The following is a 16,014-nucleotide window of genomic DNA, read 5'->3' as shown; positions in this document are numbered from 1 at the left end:
AGCAATCCTGACCTTAGCTGTTCCCCAATTAGCCATTAACAGACTTCACTCTTCTTCCTGACCGCTAACTGCTGATTGCTGACTAATCCGACCTTGAGACTGAATTCGCTCCAGTACCTGATTATCAATAGCTTCTTTCGCCAAGCGAACTGCATTAAAAATCGAGGGAGCTTGGGAGCTACCGTGGCTGATAACGCAAATTCCTGCTACTCCCAGCAATAGGCAACCTCCGTGTTCTGCATGGTCTACACGCTGCTTAATGCGCTTCAGATTCGGTTTTAGCAAAGCCGTGCCTATCTGTCCGTGCAGTCCTTGAGGCAACTCCTCCTTGAGGATATGCAACACCGCCTCACCAACCGCTTCGGCAAATTTCAACAAAACATTGCCTACAAAGCCATCACAAACAATTACATCAAAGCGTCCCGTGAGGACATCTCGACCTTCAGCATTGCCGATAAAGGAAATTTGCGAATTTTCTTGCAGCTTTTGGTGAGTGCGAATTGCCAATTCGTTACCTTTACATTCTTCTTCCCCAATGTTAAGCAGTCCTACCTTGGGTTCATCAACACCCAGCACATATTGGCTATAAATTGACCCCATCAGTGCGAACTGTTCTAAGAACTTAGGACGACAATCGACATTTGCGCCGACATCAAGAATTAGCACCGACTTACTTGCTACCATTGTCGGCAAAACTGCACCAATTGCCGGACGGTCGATGCCTCGCAGTCGTCCCAGTCGCAGCAGTGCGGATGCCATAGCGGCTCCTGAGTGTCCTGCTGAAACCACTGCATCCGCCTGCTTTTGTTTTACCAAATCCATAGCCACGTTAATCGAAGCCTTGGGCTTGCGTTTTAACCCGCTTAGAGGCTCCTCGTGCATTTCAATTGTGCCTTCTGAAGGCACAATTTGAGGAAGATGAGAACTGGTGTGTTGCTTGAGAGTGGCTTCAATCTGATGAGGATCGCCCACCAGCAAAACCTCTACGCCCAATTCTTCCTGTGCTCTAAGCGCCCCTGCAACGATTTCGGCGGGGGCGTGGTCGCCACCCATAGCGTCAATTGCGATCCGTGCGCGAGTCGATCCCATTGATCAAAATGATAGAAACCTTAAAAATTCTACCAGTACCGATGACCGATGAAGAAGGCAATCATGGAAAGGTAAAAAGCAAAAATAAGAGAAACTAGGGGCCAGAGGGCAGGTGTGGGGTAAACTTTTCCCAGTTCCCAATCCCCAAAAATTGGTAAATTCAGGCGGAAGTCGCTTGGGTCGTTCGTCTAATTTCTAGCTTGCACGCTCTTGCAGGCTCTTTGTACTAAGAAAGGAAAGTGAGTAATGCTGGAATTATTTGGCTCTGGATTGGTTACTTTGTGGCTGAATATGGCTGGGTTGAAAACAACTGGAGTCGATACTGCCCAACTAATGGCGTGGCGGGGCGTTCCTTTGTTTGCCCTGAGCAGCGCAACCGATCCCGCAGCTGAAATCGCTATGCGGCAATACTTGAAGGGCTTGTCAGCTAAAGGAGCTGTTACAGCTTCTCAGGGGGTGTGGCTTCAGTCTGGGGCGGTGACGCTGGCAAATCACCAAGGGACTATTCCCATCCCTGCGGCTTCGTTGACTAAGATTGCTACTTCTGTAGCTGCTTTAGAAACTTGGGGACCAGCTCATCAGTTTGAAACTTTGATTGGTGCCACGGGGCCGATTAAAAATGGGGTCTTGCAGGGAGATTTGGTGATTACGGGTAGTGGCGATCCGTTCTTTGTTTGGGAGGAAGCGATCGCTGTTGGTAATGCCTTAAATAAGCGCGGTATCCGCCAAGTTAACGGCAATTTGGTGATTGTGGGTAATTTCTACATGAATTACCAATCTAACCCCGTCTTGGCTGGCCAAATGCTAAAAGCAGCATTTAACCCCCGCTCTTGGCCCAGAGATGCCCAATACCTCTACAACTTAATGCCACCAGGAACGCCAAAGCCCCAAATAGCGATCGCTGGTGGTGTGAAAGTGCTAACTCCCCCAAGCCCCGTTAGTCAGGTAAATTTTGGCGGATTCCCGAAACAAATCTTATTGTTACGCCACCACTCCATGTCTCTGGCTCACATCCTCAAGGAGATGAACATCTACAGCAACAACGAGATGGCAGAGATGCTTTCCAATTCCCTCGGTGGCGCATCAGTTGTAGCCCAGTTGGGAGCTAAATCTGCGGGGGTTCCCCAGCAGGAAATTCAACTTATAAACGGTTCCGGGCTGGGAGTTGAAAATCGCATCTCTCCCCGTGCTGTTTGTGGGATGCTGATGGCAATGGAGCGCTATCTACAGCCCCACAATTTAACCGTTGCCGACTTATTCCCCGTAGCGGGACGCGATCGCCGGGGAACGATGGCATATCGCAAACTTCCACCAGGCACAATTATCAAAACTGGCACCCTGCGAGAAGTTAGTGCCTTAGCTGGAGTAGTTCCAACACGCGATCGCGGCCCCGTTTGGTTTGCCATCATCAACAAAGGCGGCAACGTCGATAACTTCCGCACCCAACAAGACATCATCGTGCAAAAGCTTGTCAAGCAGTGGGGAATGGCACCCACCTTACCCGTTGCCCTTGCCCCCAGCCCCGGCACCTCTGACGCCCCCAAGCACCTCGGAGAACCTACCCGTAACGAAATTATCTCTGGTGTCCAGGTGCAATTTTGATTCGCTAATGGCTAATTGTCTGCTCTTCCCAATTAGCCATTAGCCACTAACTAAGGAATAATTTCCGTCACCACTCTACCACCGCTGTTAGCACCACCGCCGCCAGTAACGACAACCGTCTGATCCTGTAACCTCCCGGCAGCTTGCGGGCCTGTCAAGTGCAGGGGCGGATTAACTTGTTTATAAGTCACATTACCTACAGCATCAAATTCCTCAGTAGAAATATTCCAACTCACTCGATCTGCTTGAAGTTGGGATTGATTTCGAGTACCAACGCCTCTGACATTTCCACTCAGACGAGCAACTTTTCCCTTCAAATCTACCTGACCTTGATTTCCGGTCAGCGTCACTTGCTGCTGCCGATGGAAAACCTTTAATGGTTGGTCTGACGTTACCATTTCCGTAGTTAAATCCCAGGTAACAGAATTACCAGCTATTTGCATCGGCGGTTCCAAAGAATTTATCTGGACATTCTGCTTCAGCGTCGCCGTCTTTGTGTTCAGGTTTACCTGACCACTGTTGCCGAAAGCTTGGTCTGTCACAGTTTGACCTTTGTAGCGATTAATTTGGAGTGGGCGATCGCCTATAACCATCTTTTGAGGAATCTGCCAAATCAAGTGTTCCGTTCTCACTTGTAACACTGGGTCTTTTGACGTTCCCACAACCTGACCGATTAATTCCAGTTGCTGCGATCGACTAAAATATCTTCCTTCCTTAGCCGTAGCATCCAGCTGTTTATGAGTTCCTACCAAATTGTCACGAACTATTAACAGGTCTTCCTTCGGTCTCCACTCTAATTGATCTCCCTTCAGCACCGCACCATTACGGGGATCGGTAGCTACAATTTGACCATTGAGAAATACTTTTTTTCCATCCTCCTGAATTTCTCCACTCTTTGCCTTGATCTGCAAAACGAGTTTCCCATCCTGAAACAAATCGCCTATGGGATTCTGAATGCGGGCAGTTTTCTTATCTTTGGTGTAAACCGCCTTCTTCGCCTGCACTTTCCACAGTGGTCGGCCCTGCTCATCCGCCTGATCCAAAGTTACATCGTTAAATACCAAACTCCCCTCGAAATCTGTCACAGAGGAAGTATCTTTCTGTAACTTTTTTTCTGCACGTTTTTGCGGATTACAACCAACCAATAAAACTGGTAAAAGGCAAAACGCAAAAGGCAAAAGAAATAGTTTTTTACTAACTTGTAAGTTTTTCATTCCTTCTGCCTTTATATCAATTATTTTTTTGTCTTTGAGCTTACCTTTCTTCCTGATCGTCCATAAACCCAATCCCAGAAAGCGGACGGTAAGTGTAGTTTTGTCGGGGCGTTTTTTGGATATCTTCTTTGATACCATCGAGGTCAATGTAACGGTCTGACACATTGATCAAACTGTCACTGGTCATTGAACGCAGACTCACAACCTCGACCCGGACACCCCGATAACTAACAGCATCAACCGCGTAAGCCAGATCGCCATCCCCACTCACGAGAACCGCTGTATCGTAAGACCCCACTAAAGCCATCATATCAACTGCGATTTCCACATCTAGATTGGCTTTCTTAGAGCCATCAGGCAGCTGTACCAAGTCTTTAGCAATGACGCGATACCCATTGCGACGCATCCAAAGCAGAAAGCCTTGTTGCTTTTCATTGGTGCGGTCAACACCAGTGTAGAAAAAAGAGCGCAGCAGCCGAGATCCTGCGGTTAATCGGCACAGCAGCTTCGTGTAGTCAATTTCAATCCCCAGCTGCAACGCTGCATAAAACAGATTTGATCCATCAATAAAAATGGCAACCCGACCCCGATTTTCTAAAACTTGTTCCGGCGTGAATACGGACTCATTACTGGTGAAATTATTCAACATGATTGTTATGCCTCGGTTTTTTATGAAAAAAGTAATTAGCTGTCAGTTGTCAATTGTCATTAGTTAAGCTACAAAAGACAAAAGACAGCAGAAAAAAGCTAACAGATAGTAGCTAAGACGAAACAGCTTGGTGTTGTTCCAGTCTGGCGAAGACTGGTTTAGCTTCCCCCAACTTCTGTCTTGGAGTTAGTGTTCCCCAAGCGCTATGAGTAACGAACGGTTCTGTAACATCTGTTAACGATTTGTTGTTAAAGTCAATTGAAAAGCCTAGCTGTTGGTAGATGTCGTTGCTGATGTTGGGAATAATTGGGGAAAGTAGATAAGCTGCCAGTCTAACAGATTCAAGAACAGCATACAGCACTTGTTCTACTGCTTGCTGTTGTCCCTGCTTGTATAACTTCCAGGGAGCCTGCTCATCAATAAATTTATTACAGGCTCGAATCAAAGTGAATATGGCTTCACTTGCTTGGCTGAAAGCCAGGGATTCATAAGCTTGAGTAACTTTGTCACCTAGAACAGAGCCAATCGCTTTGAGGTGATTGTCAGCGGGAATGTCTTCTCCTGAGCAATTCGGAACCTCGTTGTTACAATATTTTTTGAACATGTTTAAGGTGCGGTTAAGCAAGTTTCCCAAGTCGTTTGCTAAGTCTGCATTCAGGGTATTGATAAACCGGGTTTCATTAAAATCTCCGTCTTGTCCAAATTCAATCTCCTTGAGAAAGTAGTAACGAATAGCGTCAGCGCTGTAACGGTTTACTAAATCGACCGGATCGACAGTATTACCTAGAGTTTTACTAATCTTCCGCCCGTCTTTGGTGAGAAAGCCATGCCCAAACACCCGTCCGGGTAGAGGCAAACCAGCTGACATTAACATTGCCGGCCAATAAACTGTATGAAAGCGCAGAATGTCTTTACCAATAAGGTGCATATTAATCGGCCACCACTTGGATAAAGCATTCTCTAGCGTCGGTTCTATATCAGGATCGAGCAATGCTGTTATATAACCAACCAAGGCATCAAACCATACATAGATGGTGTGGGTGGTATCGACTGGTACTGGAAAACCCCAGTCTAAATTTACTCGCGAGATAGAGAAATCTTGAAGTCCTTGGCTGACAAAGTTCAAAACTTCGTTGCGGCGGCTTTCTGGCTGGATAAAATCCGGTTGCTTTTGATAAAGTTCTTCCAGCTGGCTTTGGTACTTGGAGAGTCGAAAGAAGTAGTTCTGTTCGTCTCGCCACTCCGCTTCTTTGTTTGGATGCAGAGGGCAGCGGTGTCCTTCTAGGAGGTCACGTTCTTCTTTGAATTCTTCACAGGCAACGCAGTACCAGCCTTTTTGTTGACCAAGGTAGATGTCGCCTTTCTCCCAGACTCGCTGGAAAAATTCTTTGACTATCGCTTGATGGCGGGAATCTGTGGTGCGGATAAATCGGTCGGGCTTGATGTTAAGCTTTTGCCAAAGTGTATTGAAAGTATCAGCAATTTTGTCGCAGTGAGCTTGCGGGGCAAGTCCATTAGTTTCTGCTGTCCGCTGAATTTTCTGTCCATGCTCATCCGTGCCTGTAATCAATAACACGGATTTGCCGCGTAGTCGCTCAAACCGAGCCACGACATCGGCAGCTATGGTTGTATAAGCGCTGCCGATATGGGGTACGTCGTTCACATAATACAGCGGTGTGGTAATAGCAAATGTGCTTTTACTTGTATCGTTAACACTCATAGATATAAAAAACAACCAGATTATTTGCTTTCGATCATATCCAAGGGTACGGTTATTTTGGATTTTTTCGTTACCTTTTCTAGATGTTTCTAAGTAAATTTAGTTAGGCAAGTATAAAATTATACGCTTTGTGGCTAAGAAATTGCCCAGAACACTTAAACACTCTTTACTAGAAAGTTCTGCCTTAAGAGATTCGTAAACCCCAGGAAAATAAGGTTAATAATTGTATTAAGAAAAGTTAATGAGTTGGCGTTGGGAAAGTAAGGGTTGAGTGCGAAGTGTTGGAAGACGGCAGTGCCGTACCCTAACTGAAGTGAGGAAAATGCTTCTAGCCTAAGCACAGGACGTCTTGCCTGTTAAAGGTGGCGTTGCGATCGCATCCAGCCCTTTTACTATCCGCTCTACTCTTCCTTGCGCCTGTTGATTATTGCTTACATTTAAAGAATGTTTTCAGATAGCCCATTACAAATTTCTCAATTTCTGCTCTCGACTCTCTCGACGCGGATGTATGTATACCATGAGGATCGGGTTCCTCATGACTGTCCTGTACTGGTTGTGAGCAATCACCGCAGTGTTATCGATGCACCGCTACTGATGGGGGCGATCAAACGTCCGATTCGCTTTGCCTGCCATCACTATATGGGGCAAGTGCCTGTGATGCGGGAGATTGTTAATCAGTTGGGGTGTTTTCCTTTAGAAGCCCCTGAACATCGGCAGAAAGGTTTTTTTGAGAAGGCGATTCAACTGTTGCAGCATCGTCAGGTTGTTGGGGTGTTTCCAGAGGGAGCTAAACCGATGGTGCAGGTGACACCGCCTAATAAAATGGGGGATTTCCAACGAGGATTTGCTCATCTGGCATTACGAGCGCCTGTGAAGAATTTAGCGGTTTTGCCAGTGGCGATCGCATCCTTGGAAGAAACCATCAATTCAGGGGTGCCACTGCGTTTGTTAAGTTTCTTTGACCGATCAGAGCCGCTTTTCGACGGCCCCGGCTGGCACCCGATGGTTATTTATCGTCGGACTAACGTTTTAATTGGTCGTCCGCGTTGGATTTCTCCCCAAATGCGGGAACAATATCAAGGAAAGCAGGCAAAATCAGTTGTTGCCGATCTGTCTAATTACTGTCATCAGGAAATTGCTGATCTACTGCGTCAGGGTTGTTATTAGTGGAAGAGGGTGGGGCTATCCCATAGAATGAGGATAAATACCTACCAGATTGACTATTCAACAAGCGAGCAATTAGCAACTGATTCTAATTTTTCACAAGTTGTTTTTTAAACGGACGTTAAAAAATGCCAGAAGTTAAAAGCCGTCCTTGTTTCCTTACCCCCAGCCGGATGAATCTAGACCACCCGCTGTTTGTGTTCCTTCCAGGTATGGATGGTACAGGTCAGCTGCTGCGATCGCAAACGACTGGATTAGAATCAGGCTTTGATATCCGCTGTTTGGCGATCCCCGCCGATGATTTGACCAGCTGGGAAGAACTCACAGAGCAGGTAGTGGCTCTGGTGGAAGCAGAAGTGAAAAAACAACCAAATCGGTCAGTTTACCTGTGCGGCGAGTCATTTGGCGGCTGCTTAGCGATGAAAGTGGCACTGCGATCGCCTAAACTGTTTGACCGGATGATTCTGGTTAACCCAGCTTCTTCTCTTAATCAAAGACCGTGGCTGCGATTGGGATCGCAACTAACTCACTTGGTGCCAGAATTAATTTATCGTCTGGGAGCAGTTTGGCTTTTACCGTTTTTGGCTCATTTGGAAAGAATTTTACCAAGCGATCGCCAAGCGCTTCTAGATGCCGTCCGGTCTGTACCGCCGAAAACTATTATCTGGCGAATTTCCTTAGTGAGAGACTTTCACATGGAGGAAAGCAAGCTGCGTAGCCTCAACTTACCTGTACTGACGATCGCTGGTGGCGCAGACCGCCTGTTGCCTTCTGTAGCTGAGGCTCAACATTTAGCTTCCGTCCTACCTAACGCCAAAATGCTTGTCTTGCCTCGTTGCGGTCACGCCTGCCTTCTGGAAGCAGATGTCAACCTCTACGAAATTATGAAAGCGGAAAATTTCTTAGAAAGTCGAGAAAAAAATCTCGCGAATATTTCATCCTAACTTTCTAAGAATATGCGTTCAATAGCTTAAGAAGTTGAGAAGCGATCGCTTCTCAACCAAAGCAAAAATCAGGGATCAGTCTTTAACGGAAATTATTGGGATTCAGCCGAGGGTTGGATCGTGCGGGTATTCCTCGTCTCAACTGGGTGCCAGTACCGCCATCAGATGGATCTAAGAAAGGTCGCAGGTTAATATTTTGAGATGGACGATTTCGGGAATTGCTGCCCAGGGAAGACAAACCCAGGTTTAATAAGTCGCTGAGCATCTGAGCATCCCTACCGCCGACAAAAGTATTCACGCCTTGAGTTATCTGTCCACTGTCGGCGATGCTAATGTTTTGGAAGACGCGATCGCGTGTCTGTTGTGGATCTTGTCCCGGCGGTACTGTCAGCACAATTCGACAATCTGGGTTTTTCTGAGTGGTGATACAAACAACGTTGTAGTTGTTTTCCACAGATGCCTGCATCTCTTGCAAACCATCAGGTCTATAAGATTCTAACCTGCGACTAATTTCGTTACAGCGTCGCTCTGATGTCCAACCACCGCCTAAAGGACTCGGAGTTGCCCAAGCATAAGATTGACTTGGTTGGCTCTTGGGATGGTACATCACCGTATACTGCCCGCTCATAACCTGACAGGTAAATCGCGACTCGTTGGCAGTTTTGCTATCTGATTCCGCATCCGGTTGGGTTGTGGTAGACTCTTTACTCTCAGGCTTGGTTTCTACCTCAACATCCCCAGGCGATGTCTTCTTTTGGTCTTCTACATCTGGTAGTTGCGCTTGAATCAGAGAACCAGCATTGGCTTCACCGCTACTCAGTAGAATTGTTACGCCAACGGATAAAGCCAGACTTTGAAAAACTGAAGACCCAAGCACGAAAGCCAACTTACACAGCCGTGGTGACATATCAACCCTCTTAGGAAGTTTCTTGACTATTGTCAGCTCATTAAAAAAATGAGCTGTTTTCACAAATCTTTATAAATGGACATTTGTAGCGTATACTACGAGGGTGCGACTATAACCTCTATGCCCTGAAAGAAATCCGGGCAAGCGGTAATTGTCTACGGTGTCCCCTAAATACCAATGACGGGAAAAACCGATCTAAAGTTCCCGCGCAGTCCTTAAATAGAAGATAAAAGGAGAAAAAACCAATGTCGGAGGCACAAAAGCCGCTGACAGTTCCACGCGAATACTTGGAACCGCCAGGAGAGTTCAATCCAACGCTACTCATGTTTTTATCATCGGTAGCGATGCTAGTAGTTTCAAACTTCGGTTACTGGCTGTGGGAGTGGCCTCACTGGTGTTGTTTTACCACTAATACACTTGCCCTGCACATGGCAGGAACGGTGATTCACGATGCCTGCCACAATTCTGCCCATCGTAACCGGGTAGTTAATGCCATCATGGGACATGGCAGTGCGCTGATGTTAGTCTTTGCCTTCCCGGTGTTTACGCGGGTGCATTTGCAGCATCATGCTCATGTGAATGACCCGGAAAACGACCCGGATCATTACGTTTCTACGGGAGGGCCCCTGTGGTTAATTCCGGTACGCTTTTTGTACCACGAGATATTTTTCTTTCAACGGCAGCTGTGGCGCAAGCATGAACTTTGGGAATGGTTTTTAAGCCGCTTGTTTGTCGGGTCTATTTTCTATATCTCAATTCAGTATCACTTTTTAGGCTACATTCTGAATTTTTGGTTCATACCGGCTGCCGTGGTGGGATTGGCACTAGGATTGTTTTTTGATTATCTACCGCATCGTCCGCATCAAGAGCGCGATCGCTGGAAAAATGCCAGAGTTTACCCCAATTCAGTTCTCAACGTGCTGATTATGGGGCAGAACTACCATCTAATTCATCATTTGTGGCCTGCTATCCCCTGGTACAACTACCAGAACGCTTATTACGCCACCAAGCCACTGTTAGACGAAAAAGGCTGTCATCAATCGCTAGGGCTGCTGAAAGGAAAAGATTTCCGGAGCTTCCTATACGACGTTTTTTTGGGTATCCGCTTTCACAAAAAAAGTGTTAGCTAATGGGGATTGGGAATTGGGGATTGGGAAAAATATTTTCCTATTCACCAATTACCCATTACCTATTACCTATGACTAAGGCCCAATCTGGCCTTAGGGTTTTTGCACCGCGGAGATAGGGATGGTGAATTGGGGGGTGAGAAGCTGGAAGATTGACGTGGATTAAGAACCGGATGCAGCGTTCCAGTCCGCCCTCTACGTGCATCTGTTGAACATCTAACAGGGGAACATTGTCCCACTCAGGACGAGAACGAGCGATCGCTGCGGGAAAGACAGCATCTAAATCACGAGTAACCGAGAACGTAGCACTGATAATCTCATCTGGGTGCAGTTGATTTCGCTTTTCCAATTCATCCAGCAGTTCTGTCACCACTTCTCGCATCGCCTCAACGGTGTTTTCTGAGGCAGTCGTTGCCCCGCGAATCGCTCTAACTCGCCACTCCACGCAAAAGTCCTCCGAATATTAAAATAGTTTTAAGTTTTGAGTTGTTCCAGACGCGATATATCGCGTCTGAGTTTTAATTTACTCAACACTCAACACTCAGCACTAACTATGGTCGATATAGCCACAACGGCTGGCCACTGGTAGATAGTTCAAATTCTAACCAGTCTATCCCAGCTGATAGACCAGATACCCCCTGAACTTTACTTGATACCACGCGATTCCAAAAGGGTTTGCGTTCTTCAATAGTGAAACACTTGGTTTTCTCCGGGTCAAGGCCCACCAATTCTGCTGCCCAGCGGCGTGCGTCTTCCTCAGTTCCGAGCCTGTCTACGATGCCTAGTTCCAAAGCTTGCGCTCCAGTAAAAATGCGACCATCAGCAAAGCTTTTAACTTTTTCTGTTGCTAATTTTCGCCCCTCAGCAACAGTTTCGACAAACTGCTGATAACTGTTGTCAATCAAATCTTGGAGAATGTTCTTTTCCGGATCTGTGAGTTCCCGGTCAAAAGCCAAAATATCCTTATAGGGGCCGGATTTGATTACCTTGAAAGATACGCCGATTTTTTCTAGCAAACGCTCCAGGTTGTTTCCTCGCAGAATTACACCGATACTGCCAGTAATCGTGCCTGGGTTGGCGACGATGTGGTCGGCTCCCATGCCGATGTAGACTCCTCCGGATGCCGAGATATTGCCGAAGCTGGCAACAATCTTGACTTTCTGGCGCAGACGCTTGAGCGCCTCGTAGATTTCTTGCGAATCCCCGACAGTGCCGCCTGGACTATCTATGCGTAGCAGTAAGGCGGGAAAGCGTCGTTCTTCAATGGTTTTCAGAGCTTCCAAAACCCGTTTACGGGTGGCAGCAGCGATCGCGCCTGTAACTTCAATCCGAGCAATTTGTTTTTGAAATTTGGGCTTAAAAGGCCAGATCATGAGCAGTCAAGCAATGAATCTTGAATTATTGGATGAGCCGAGTTAGGTAAAAGAGCAAATCTTAGAAACAGTAAGCGTTTCCACACAAATGCCGATCCTTTCTCTAGTTTGCACCATCCGCATCTGTTTATGTGGGCTACTGGTGCCTAGGCTTGTTTGTCTATTTCCATTTCTCCTTTAACATAGCTGGTGTTTTATAGCAAATATATATTTTTGTAATCCTCACAACAATTCATATAAGTTGCTTAACAGAAATACATATTAAGTACAATAAGGGGATTGGGGGCTGGGGACTAGGGACTAGGTAAGACTTTTTCCTCTTCCCCAATTCCCAATTCCCAATTCCCAATCCTCAGCCCTTCTATGCAGCTAAAATTCACAGAATCCAAAATCCCGTTCGCACCGTTGCTACTAATTGCCCCGTTTTTTCTCTGGGGAACGGCTATGGTAGCGATGAAAGGCGTTATCCCAAACACGACACCTCTGTTTATGGCTGGTGTGCGGTTGGTGCCTGCGGGTGTTTTGGTATTGATAGCAGGCTTTTTGATGGGGAAACCTCAACCAAAAGGTATTAGTGCATGGCTGTGGATTAGCTTGTTTGCCTTGGTTGATGGCGCTTTGTTTCAGGGATTTTTGGCTTTGGGATTAGTGAGAACTGGTGCGGGGTTGGGATCGGTAATGATTGACTCTCAACCGCTGGCAGTAGCTTTGCTATCGTGCTGGTTGTTTGGTGAAACCATTGGTTTGTGGGGTTGGCTGGGATTATTAGTGGGAGTGCTGGGTATTAGTTTGATTGGGTTGCCCCAAGAGTGGATTTTCAATCTTTCACACCCAAACGCGATCGCCCAATCGATGGTAGAGACGCTAAATTTAGCGTCTTTGGTGCATCTATTTGAAAATGGGCAGTGGTTAATGCTGTTAGCGGCGCTGTCTATGGCTGTGGGAACGGTCACAATTAGGAAGGTGTGCCAATATGCCGACCCGGTGATGGCAACAGGATGGCACATGATTTTGGGCGGGTTGCCTTTATTTGCGCTGTCTGCTATGGGAGAAACCCAGCAGTGGGTGCATTTAGATAGCTTAGGCTGGCTGGCGTTGAGCTATTCGACAATATTTGGCAGCGCGATCGCTTACGGTTTATTCTTTTACTTTGCCTCTAGTGGCAGTCTTACCAGTCTCAGTTCTCTAACTTTTCTGACACCAGTGTTTGCCCTACTCTTTGGTAACCTGCTGTTGTCAGAAGTTCTGACTCCCCTCCAATGGGCAGGTGTCAGTCTTACCCTGGTGAGTATATATCTAATTAATCAGCGGGAGACGCTAGCCCAAAAGTGGAGCGATCGCAGCTTCTGGGCTTCCTCTTCGCCATCCACATCTGTTGAGGCTATTGTCTCCAGTGAGGAAGCCACCTCTGAGGAGCAAATCCCCCTGTTAGGTGCCGCAGAACAACGACCCTATGCGTCGCTGCCAATAAAATTGAAAGAATCTGAAGCCGAGATGTGGCAAAATCGGTAGGAATGAAGATGATCGCTCCCCAGCAGAAGTTAATATGTGAGAGCAAATTAATAGTTTTTGCTATGATCGGCGCATCATTTTCAATTCCACCAAACGAGCTTTTTCCCCAAATTTTGCGGATAAAAAGCTTACTAACTGTATAGAAATTATAATTTCATGCTGGCACTGGAAGCTAAAGAAAAAACTCTTAGCAAAGGATCTTGTCGGGTTTTGATCGCTTAGACAGGTTTCCCCAAAATGATACTCTATCGCTCAACGTTGCTTCTAGTCACATCTGTCACCTGTCTGGGTTTTATCCCCATTTCAGGCAAAAACTTTTCAGGTGTTGAGCAAGCGATCGCCACTTTACCAACCCGTTCCCAATCTCTAGAATTAGCTCAGGCAAGTTCTCCAAACGCCGCAGACGCGGAACCTGTCCTCACAGTTGGCTCTCAAGGCTTGGAAGTAGCCGAATTACAAAAGGCACTCAAGCGTTTAGGACACTACAACGGGGCAGTTGATGGAGTGTATGGGCGAACTACAGCGGTTGCAGTTTCCAAATTTCAAACATCTGCCGGGTTAGCGGCTGACGGCATTGCTGGCTCAACAACTAGGGAGAATATCAAGACATCTCTAGCTGCACAGCCCAAACCATCCCCTACACAAAAACCCAAAGCGGTAAAACCTCGCCCTAATCCGCTGTTGTGGTTGTTGGGCTTGACTCTAGCATCTGCTGGGGTAGGATTGGCAGTGTACTTCTTTGTGTCATGGTTGAAAAAAGCTACTAGCCACGAAGAGGAGCCAGAAGCTTCATCTGATGTATCCGATGAAATTAGTTATCTAGACTTGGAAAATGCCAGTAATAATGGCATCGACACCCACATTCAACCGCTAGAAAACGACAGCAAAAACGGCTTTCATTCCTCTGTTTTTACCGTTTCAGATAAACGTCATCCAGACGAGGGAATAACTCCCCAGCCGCCTAAAGAAACAACACCGCCGATCAGGGAAACTACTCGCCTGGCTAAAATCGACATTGTTGAGGAATTAGTCAAAGATTTACAGGGAAACGATCTTACAAAGCGACGCAAGGCAATCTGGGAACTGGCGCAACGGGGAGACTCTAGGGCAGTACAGCCATTGGTGGATCTGTTGATGGATTCAGATTCCCAGCAACGCGGCTTAATATTGGAGGCTCTATCGCAAATTGGCACGCGCACTCTCAAACCTATGAATCGGGCGCTGGCAATTTCATTGCAAGATGAAAGCCCGGAAGTGCGGAAAAATGCGATTCGGGATTTGACGAGAATCTATGACACGATTTCCCAAGTTAGCCAACTGTTGCGCCTTGCTGCTGAGGATCAAAATTCCGATGTTCAGGAAACAGCGCGGTGGGCTATGGGTCAGTTAAATCGGATTCGCAGTATCCCTGGTGCCGATAATAAGGCAGCTTTGCCTAATTCCCCTGAAGACAAATCAGACGAGCGATCGCAATAGAGTTTTGATTGAATTAAAATAACTCAGAACTCAACCCAAAACACATTCAACGCTCTTTGAAACTGTTATTGCTCTCAACCCCAGTTGGCGCTCTTGGCACAGGGCTAGGGGGAGGTGTCGAACTAACGCTGCTTAACGTTGCCCAAGAGATGATCCGGCGGGGTCATAGTCTAAAAATTGTCGCTCCCCAAGGATCTGTCTTAGGGGAGATTCCCATTGTCGAGATTGCTGGAGAACTCCAAACGACGGCTCAGAGTCAGGGACGCAGTACGCCGATTGTCATGCCGGAAAATTCGGTATTAGGCAATATGTGCGACTACGCGCGGCAAGTGCAGGCTGATTACGATCTGATTTTCAACATTGCCTACGATTGGTTGCCATTTTACCTGACACCATTTTTTGAGTGCGCGATCGCTCATTTCATCAGTATGGGTTCCTTGTCCGATGCAATGGATCAAATCGCCGGAAAGGTTGCTGTCGAGTTTCCCGGTACTATTGGTGTCTACACTCGCACCCAGGCACAAACGTTTCCTTTTGCCCAGCAGTGTCGGATTCTAGGTGGTGGACTGGATCTATCCCTGTATGATTTTGTCAAAGAACCCTCACCCGCTTTAGCTTGGCTGGGTCGAATCGCTCCCGAAAAAGGTTTGGAGGATGCTGTCGCAGCTGCAAATATAACTGGCATCCCCCTGAAAATATTGGGAAAAATGCAGGATGAAGCCTACTGGCAGCAGATTTGTCAAGAGTATCCAGATGCTCCTGTGGAATATGTGGGATTTTTCCCCACAGCCCAAATGCAGCAAGAATTAGGCAAATGTCGGGCGCTGTTGATGACTCCTCGCTGGGTGGAAGCGTTTGGCAATGTGGTAATTGAGGCGTTGGCTTGTGGGGTGCCAGTAATTTCCTACAGTCGAGGTGGCCCGACTGAAATTATCCAAGATGGGAAAACCGGCTTTTTGGTGGAACCGGATAGGGTGGAAGGTTTAGTAGAGGCAATTGGACGATTGGATCAAATTGACCGCCTAGCCTGTCGTCAACAAGCGGAAGCGGAGTATTCGTTGGAGGCTTTGGGCGATCGCTTCTTAAACTGGTTTCAAGACATCATAGAGACATCTATGAATTGCTGAGATGGTGTACCGCTGATCAGCCGCGATCGCAGAATTCAACTTTCAGATGTAGATACTATTAGGTGAGAGCGATCGCCTTTTCTGCGTACATCAAATGCTTAGGATGCGTT

14 protein-coding genes are annotated in these 16,014 nt (G+C 46.9%); 7 read left to right on the top strand and 7 right to left on the bottom strand.

Going from position 1 to position 16,014, the window contains the following annotated elements; translation table 11 throughout:
* Positions 1 to 45 precede the first annotated feature (45 nt).
* Positions 46 to 1,089 carry a phosphate acyltransferase PlsX gene (gene plsX, locus H6F63_RS23030; protein ID WP_190421538.1) on the bottom strand — a complete coding sequence of 348 codons (1,044 nt, stop codon included), beginning with the start codon at positions 1,087 to 1,089 and terminating at the stop codon, positions 46 to 48.
* A 246-nt stretch (positions 1,090 to 1,335) separates the two neighbouring features.
* Here plsX and H6F63_RS23025 point away from each other — a divergent pair, with 246 nt between their 5' ends.
* Positions 1,336 to 2,691 carry a D-alanyl-D-alanine carboxypeptidase gene (locus H6F63_RS23025; protein ID WP_190639721.1) on the top strand — a complete coding sequence of 452 codons (1,356 nt, stop codon included), beginning with the start codon at positions 1,336 to 1,338 and terminating at the stop codon, positions 2,689 to 2,691.
* Between the two features lie 50 nt (positions 2,692 to 2,741).
* On the opposite strand, the gene lptC is transcribed toward H6F63_RS23025, so the two are convergent.
* From lptC to metG, 3 genes are all read right to left on the bottom strand, one after another.
* A complete protein-coding gene (gene lptC, locus H6F63_RS23020; protein WP_190639720.1) occupies positions 2,742 to 3,905 on the bottom strand; it encodes an LPS export ABC transporter periplasmic protein LptC in 1,164 nt (387 codons plus the stop codon).
* 40 nt (positions 3,906 to 3,945) lie between these two features.
* A complete protein-coding gene (locus tag H6F63_RS23015; protein WP_190639719.1) occupies positions 3,946 to 4,554 on the bottom strand; it encodes an NYN domain-containing protein in 609 nt (202 codons plus the stop codon).
* Positions 4,555 to 4,666: 112 nt separating this feature from the next.
* A complete protein-coding gene (gene metG, locus H6F63_RS23010; protein WP_190639718.1) occupies positions 4,667 to 6,274 on the bottom strand; it encodes a methionine--tRNA ligase in 1,608 nt (535 codons plus the stop codon).
* A 444-nt stretch (positions 6,275 to 6,718) separates the two neighbouring features.
* Here metG and H6F63_RS23005 point away from each other — a divergent pair, with 444 nt between their 5' ends.
* Together H6F63_RS23005 and H6F63_RS23000 are read left to right on the top strand one after the other, a co-directional pair.
* Complete coding sequence (locus H6F63_RS23005) at positions 6,719 to 7,441, top strand: lysophospholipid acyltransferase family protein (protein ID WP_190639717.1); 723 nt, start codon at positions 6,719 to 6,721, stop codon at positions 7,439 to 7,441.
* Between the two features lie 125 nt (positions 7,442 to 7,566).
* Positions 7,567 to 8,382, top strand: coding sequence for an alpha/beta fold hydrolase (locus H6F63_RS23000; protein ID WP_190639716.1), 816 nt, complete (start codon positions 7,567 to 7,569; stop codon positions 8,380 to 8,382).
* An 82-nt stretch (positions 8,383 to 8,464) separates the two neighbouring features.
* Here the strand turns inward: H6F63_RS23000 and H6F63_RS22995 are convergent, their stop codons facing one another.
* Complete coding sequence (locus tag H6F63_RS22995; protein ID WP_190639715.1) at positions 8,465 to 9,289, bottom strand: COP23 domain-containing protein; 825 nt, start codon at positions 9,287 to 9,289, stop codon at positions 8,465 to 8,467.
* Positions 9,290 to 9,534: 245 nt separating this feature from the next.
* Here H6F63_RS22995 and crtR point away from each other — a divergent pair, with 245 nt between their 5' ends.
* Positions 9,535 to 10,419, top strand: coding sequence for a beta-carotene hydroxylase (gene crtR / locus H6F63_RS22990; protein ID WP_190639714.1), 885 nt, complete (start codon positions 9,535 to 9,537; stop codon positions 10,417 to 10,419).
* Between the two features lie 55 nt (positions 10,420 to 10,474).
* Here crtR and aroH read toward each other — a convergent pair whose 3' ends face one another.
* Positions 10,475 to 10,861 (bottom strand): chorismate mutase, encoded by a 387-nt coding sequence (aroH, locus tag H6F63_RS22985; protein ID WP_190421551.1) that lies wholly within the window; start codon positions 10,859 to 10,861, stop codon positions 10,475 to 10,477.
* A 106-nt stretch (positions 10,862 to 10,967) separates the two neighbouring features.
* The gene (sppA, locus tag H6F63_RS22980; protein WP_190447799.1) at positions 10,968 to 11,789 is read right to left on the bottom strand and encodes a signal peptide peptidase SppA; all 822 of its coding nucleotides are present in this window, start codon (positions 11,787 to 11,789) and stop codon (positions 10,968 to 10,970) included.
* A 363-nt stretch (positions 11,790 to 12,152) separates the two neighbouring features.
* Between sppA and H6F63_RS22975 the strand changes: the two genes are divergently transcribed.
* The 3 genes from H6F63_RS22975 to H6F63_RS22965 all read left to right on the top strand — a co-directional run bounded on the left by H6F63_RS22975 (position 12,153) and on the right by H6F63_RS22965 (position 15,904).
* Positions 12,153 to 13,301, top strand: a complete 1,149-nt coding sequence (locus tag H6F63_RS22975) for a DMT family transporter (RefSeq protein ID WP_190639713.1) — start codon at positions 12,153 to 12,155, stop codon at positions 13,299 to 13,301.
* Positions 13,302 to 13,538: 237 nt separating this feature from the next.
* Entirely contained in the window at positions 13,539 to 14,777 is a 1,239-nt protein-coding gene (locus H6F63_RS22970) for a peptidoglycan-binding protein (RefSeq protein WP_190639712.1), read from the top strand.
* A gap of 56 nt (positions 14,778 to 14,833) precedes the next feature.
* Positions 14,834 to 15,904 carry a glycosyltransferase family 4 protein gene (locus H6F63_RS22965; protein WP_199298224.1) on the top strand — a complete coding sequence of 357 codons (1,071 nt, stop codon included), beginning with the start codon at positions 14,834 to 14,836 and terminating at the stop codon, positions 15,902 to 15,904.
* Positions 15,905 to 16,014: the final 110 nt, after the last annotated feature.

The organism is Trichocoleus sp. FACHB-40 (assembly GCF_014695915.1).
Taxonomy (GTDB): Bacteria; Cyanobacteriota; Cyanobacteriia; order Cyanobacteriales; family FACHB-T130; genus Funiculus; species Funiculus sociatus.
This window is presented reverse-complemented; position numbering and strand designations above follow the sequence as displayed.

What these genes read in the sequence shown, in the direction of transcription:
- lptC (WP_190639720.1), bottom strand. Translation starts at nt 3,905, where the DNA reads ATGAAAAACTTACAAGTTAGTAAAAAACTATTTCTTTTGCCTTTTGCG.
- plsX (WP_190421538.1), bottom strand. Translation starts at nt 1,089, where the DNA reads ATGGGATCGACTCGCGCACGGATCGCAATTGACGCTATGGGTGGCGAC.
- H6F63_RS22970 (WP_190639712.1), top strand. Translation starts at nt 13,539, where the DNA reads ATGATACTCTATCGCTCAACGTTGCTTCTAGTCACATCTGTCACCTGT.
- metG (WP_190639718.1), bottom strand. Translation starts at nt 6,274, where the DNA reads ATGAGTGTTAACGATACAAGTAAAAGCACATTTGCTATTACCACACCG.
- H6F63_RS22995 (WP_190639715.1), bottom strand. Translation starts at nt 9,289, where the DNA reads ATGTCACCACGGCTGTGTAAGTTGGCTTTCGTGCTTGGGTCTTCAGTT.
- sppA (WP_190447799.1), bottom strand. Translation starts at nt 11,789, where the DNA reads ATGATCTGGCCTTTTAAGCCCAAATTTCAAAAACAAATTGCTCGGATT.
- H6F63_RS23005 (WP_190639717.1), top strand. Translation starts at nt 6,719, where the DNA reads ATGTTTTCAGATAGCCCATTACAAATTTCTCAATTTCTGCTCTCGACT.
- H6F63_RS22975 (WP_190639713.1), top strand. Translation starts at nt 12,153, where the DNA reads ATGCAGCTAAAATTCACAGAATCCAAAATCCCGTTCGCACCGTTGCTA.
- H6F63_RS23025 (WP_190639721.1), top strand. Translation starts at nt 1,336, where the DNA reads ATGCTGGAATTATTTGGCTCTGGATTGGTTACTTTGTGGCTGAATATG.
- H6F63_RS23000 (WP_190639716.1), top strand. Translation starts at nt 7,567, where the DNA reads ATGCCAGAAGTTAAAAGCCGTCCTTGTTTCCTTACCCCCAGCCGGATG.
- H6F63_RS23015 (WP_190639719.1), bottom strand. Translation starts at nt 4,554, where the DNA reads ATGTTGAATAATTTCACCAGTAATGAGTCCGTATTCACGCCGGAACAA.
- crtR (WP_190639714.1), top strand. Translation starts at nt 9,535, where the DNA reads ATGTCGGAGGCACAAAAGCCGCTGACAGTTCCACGCGAATACTTGGAA.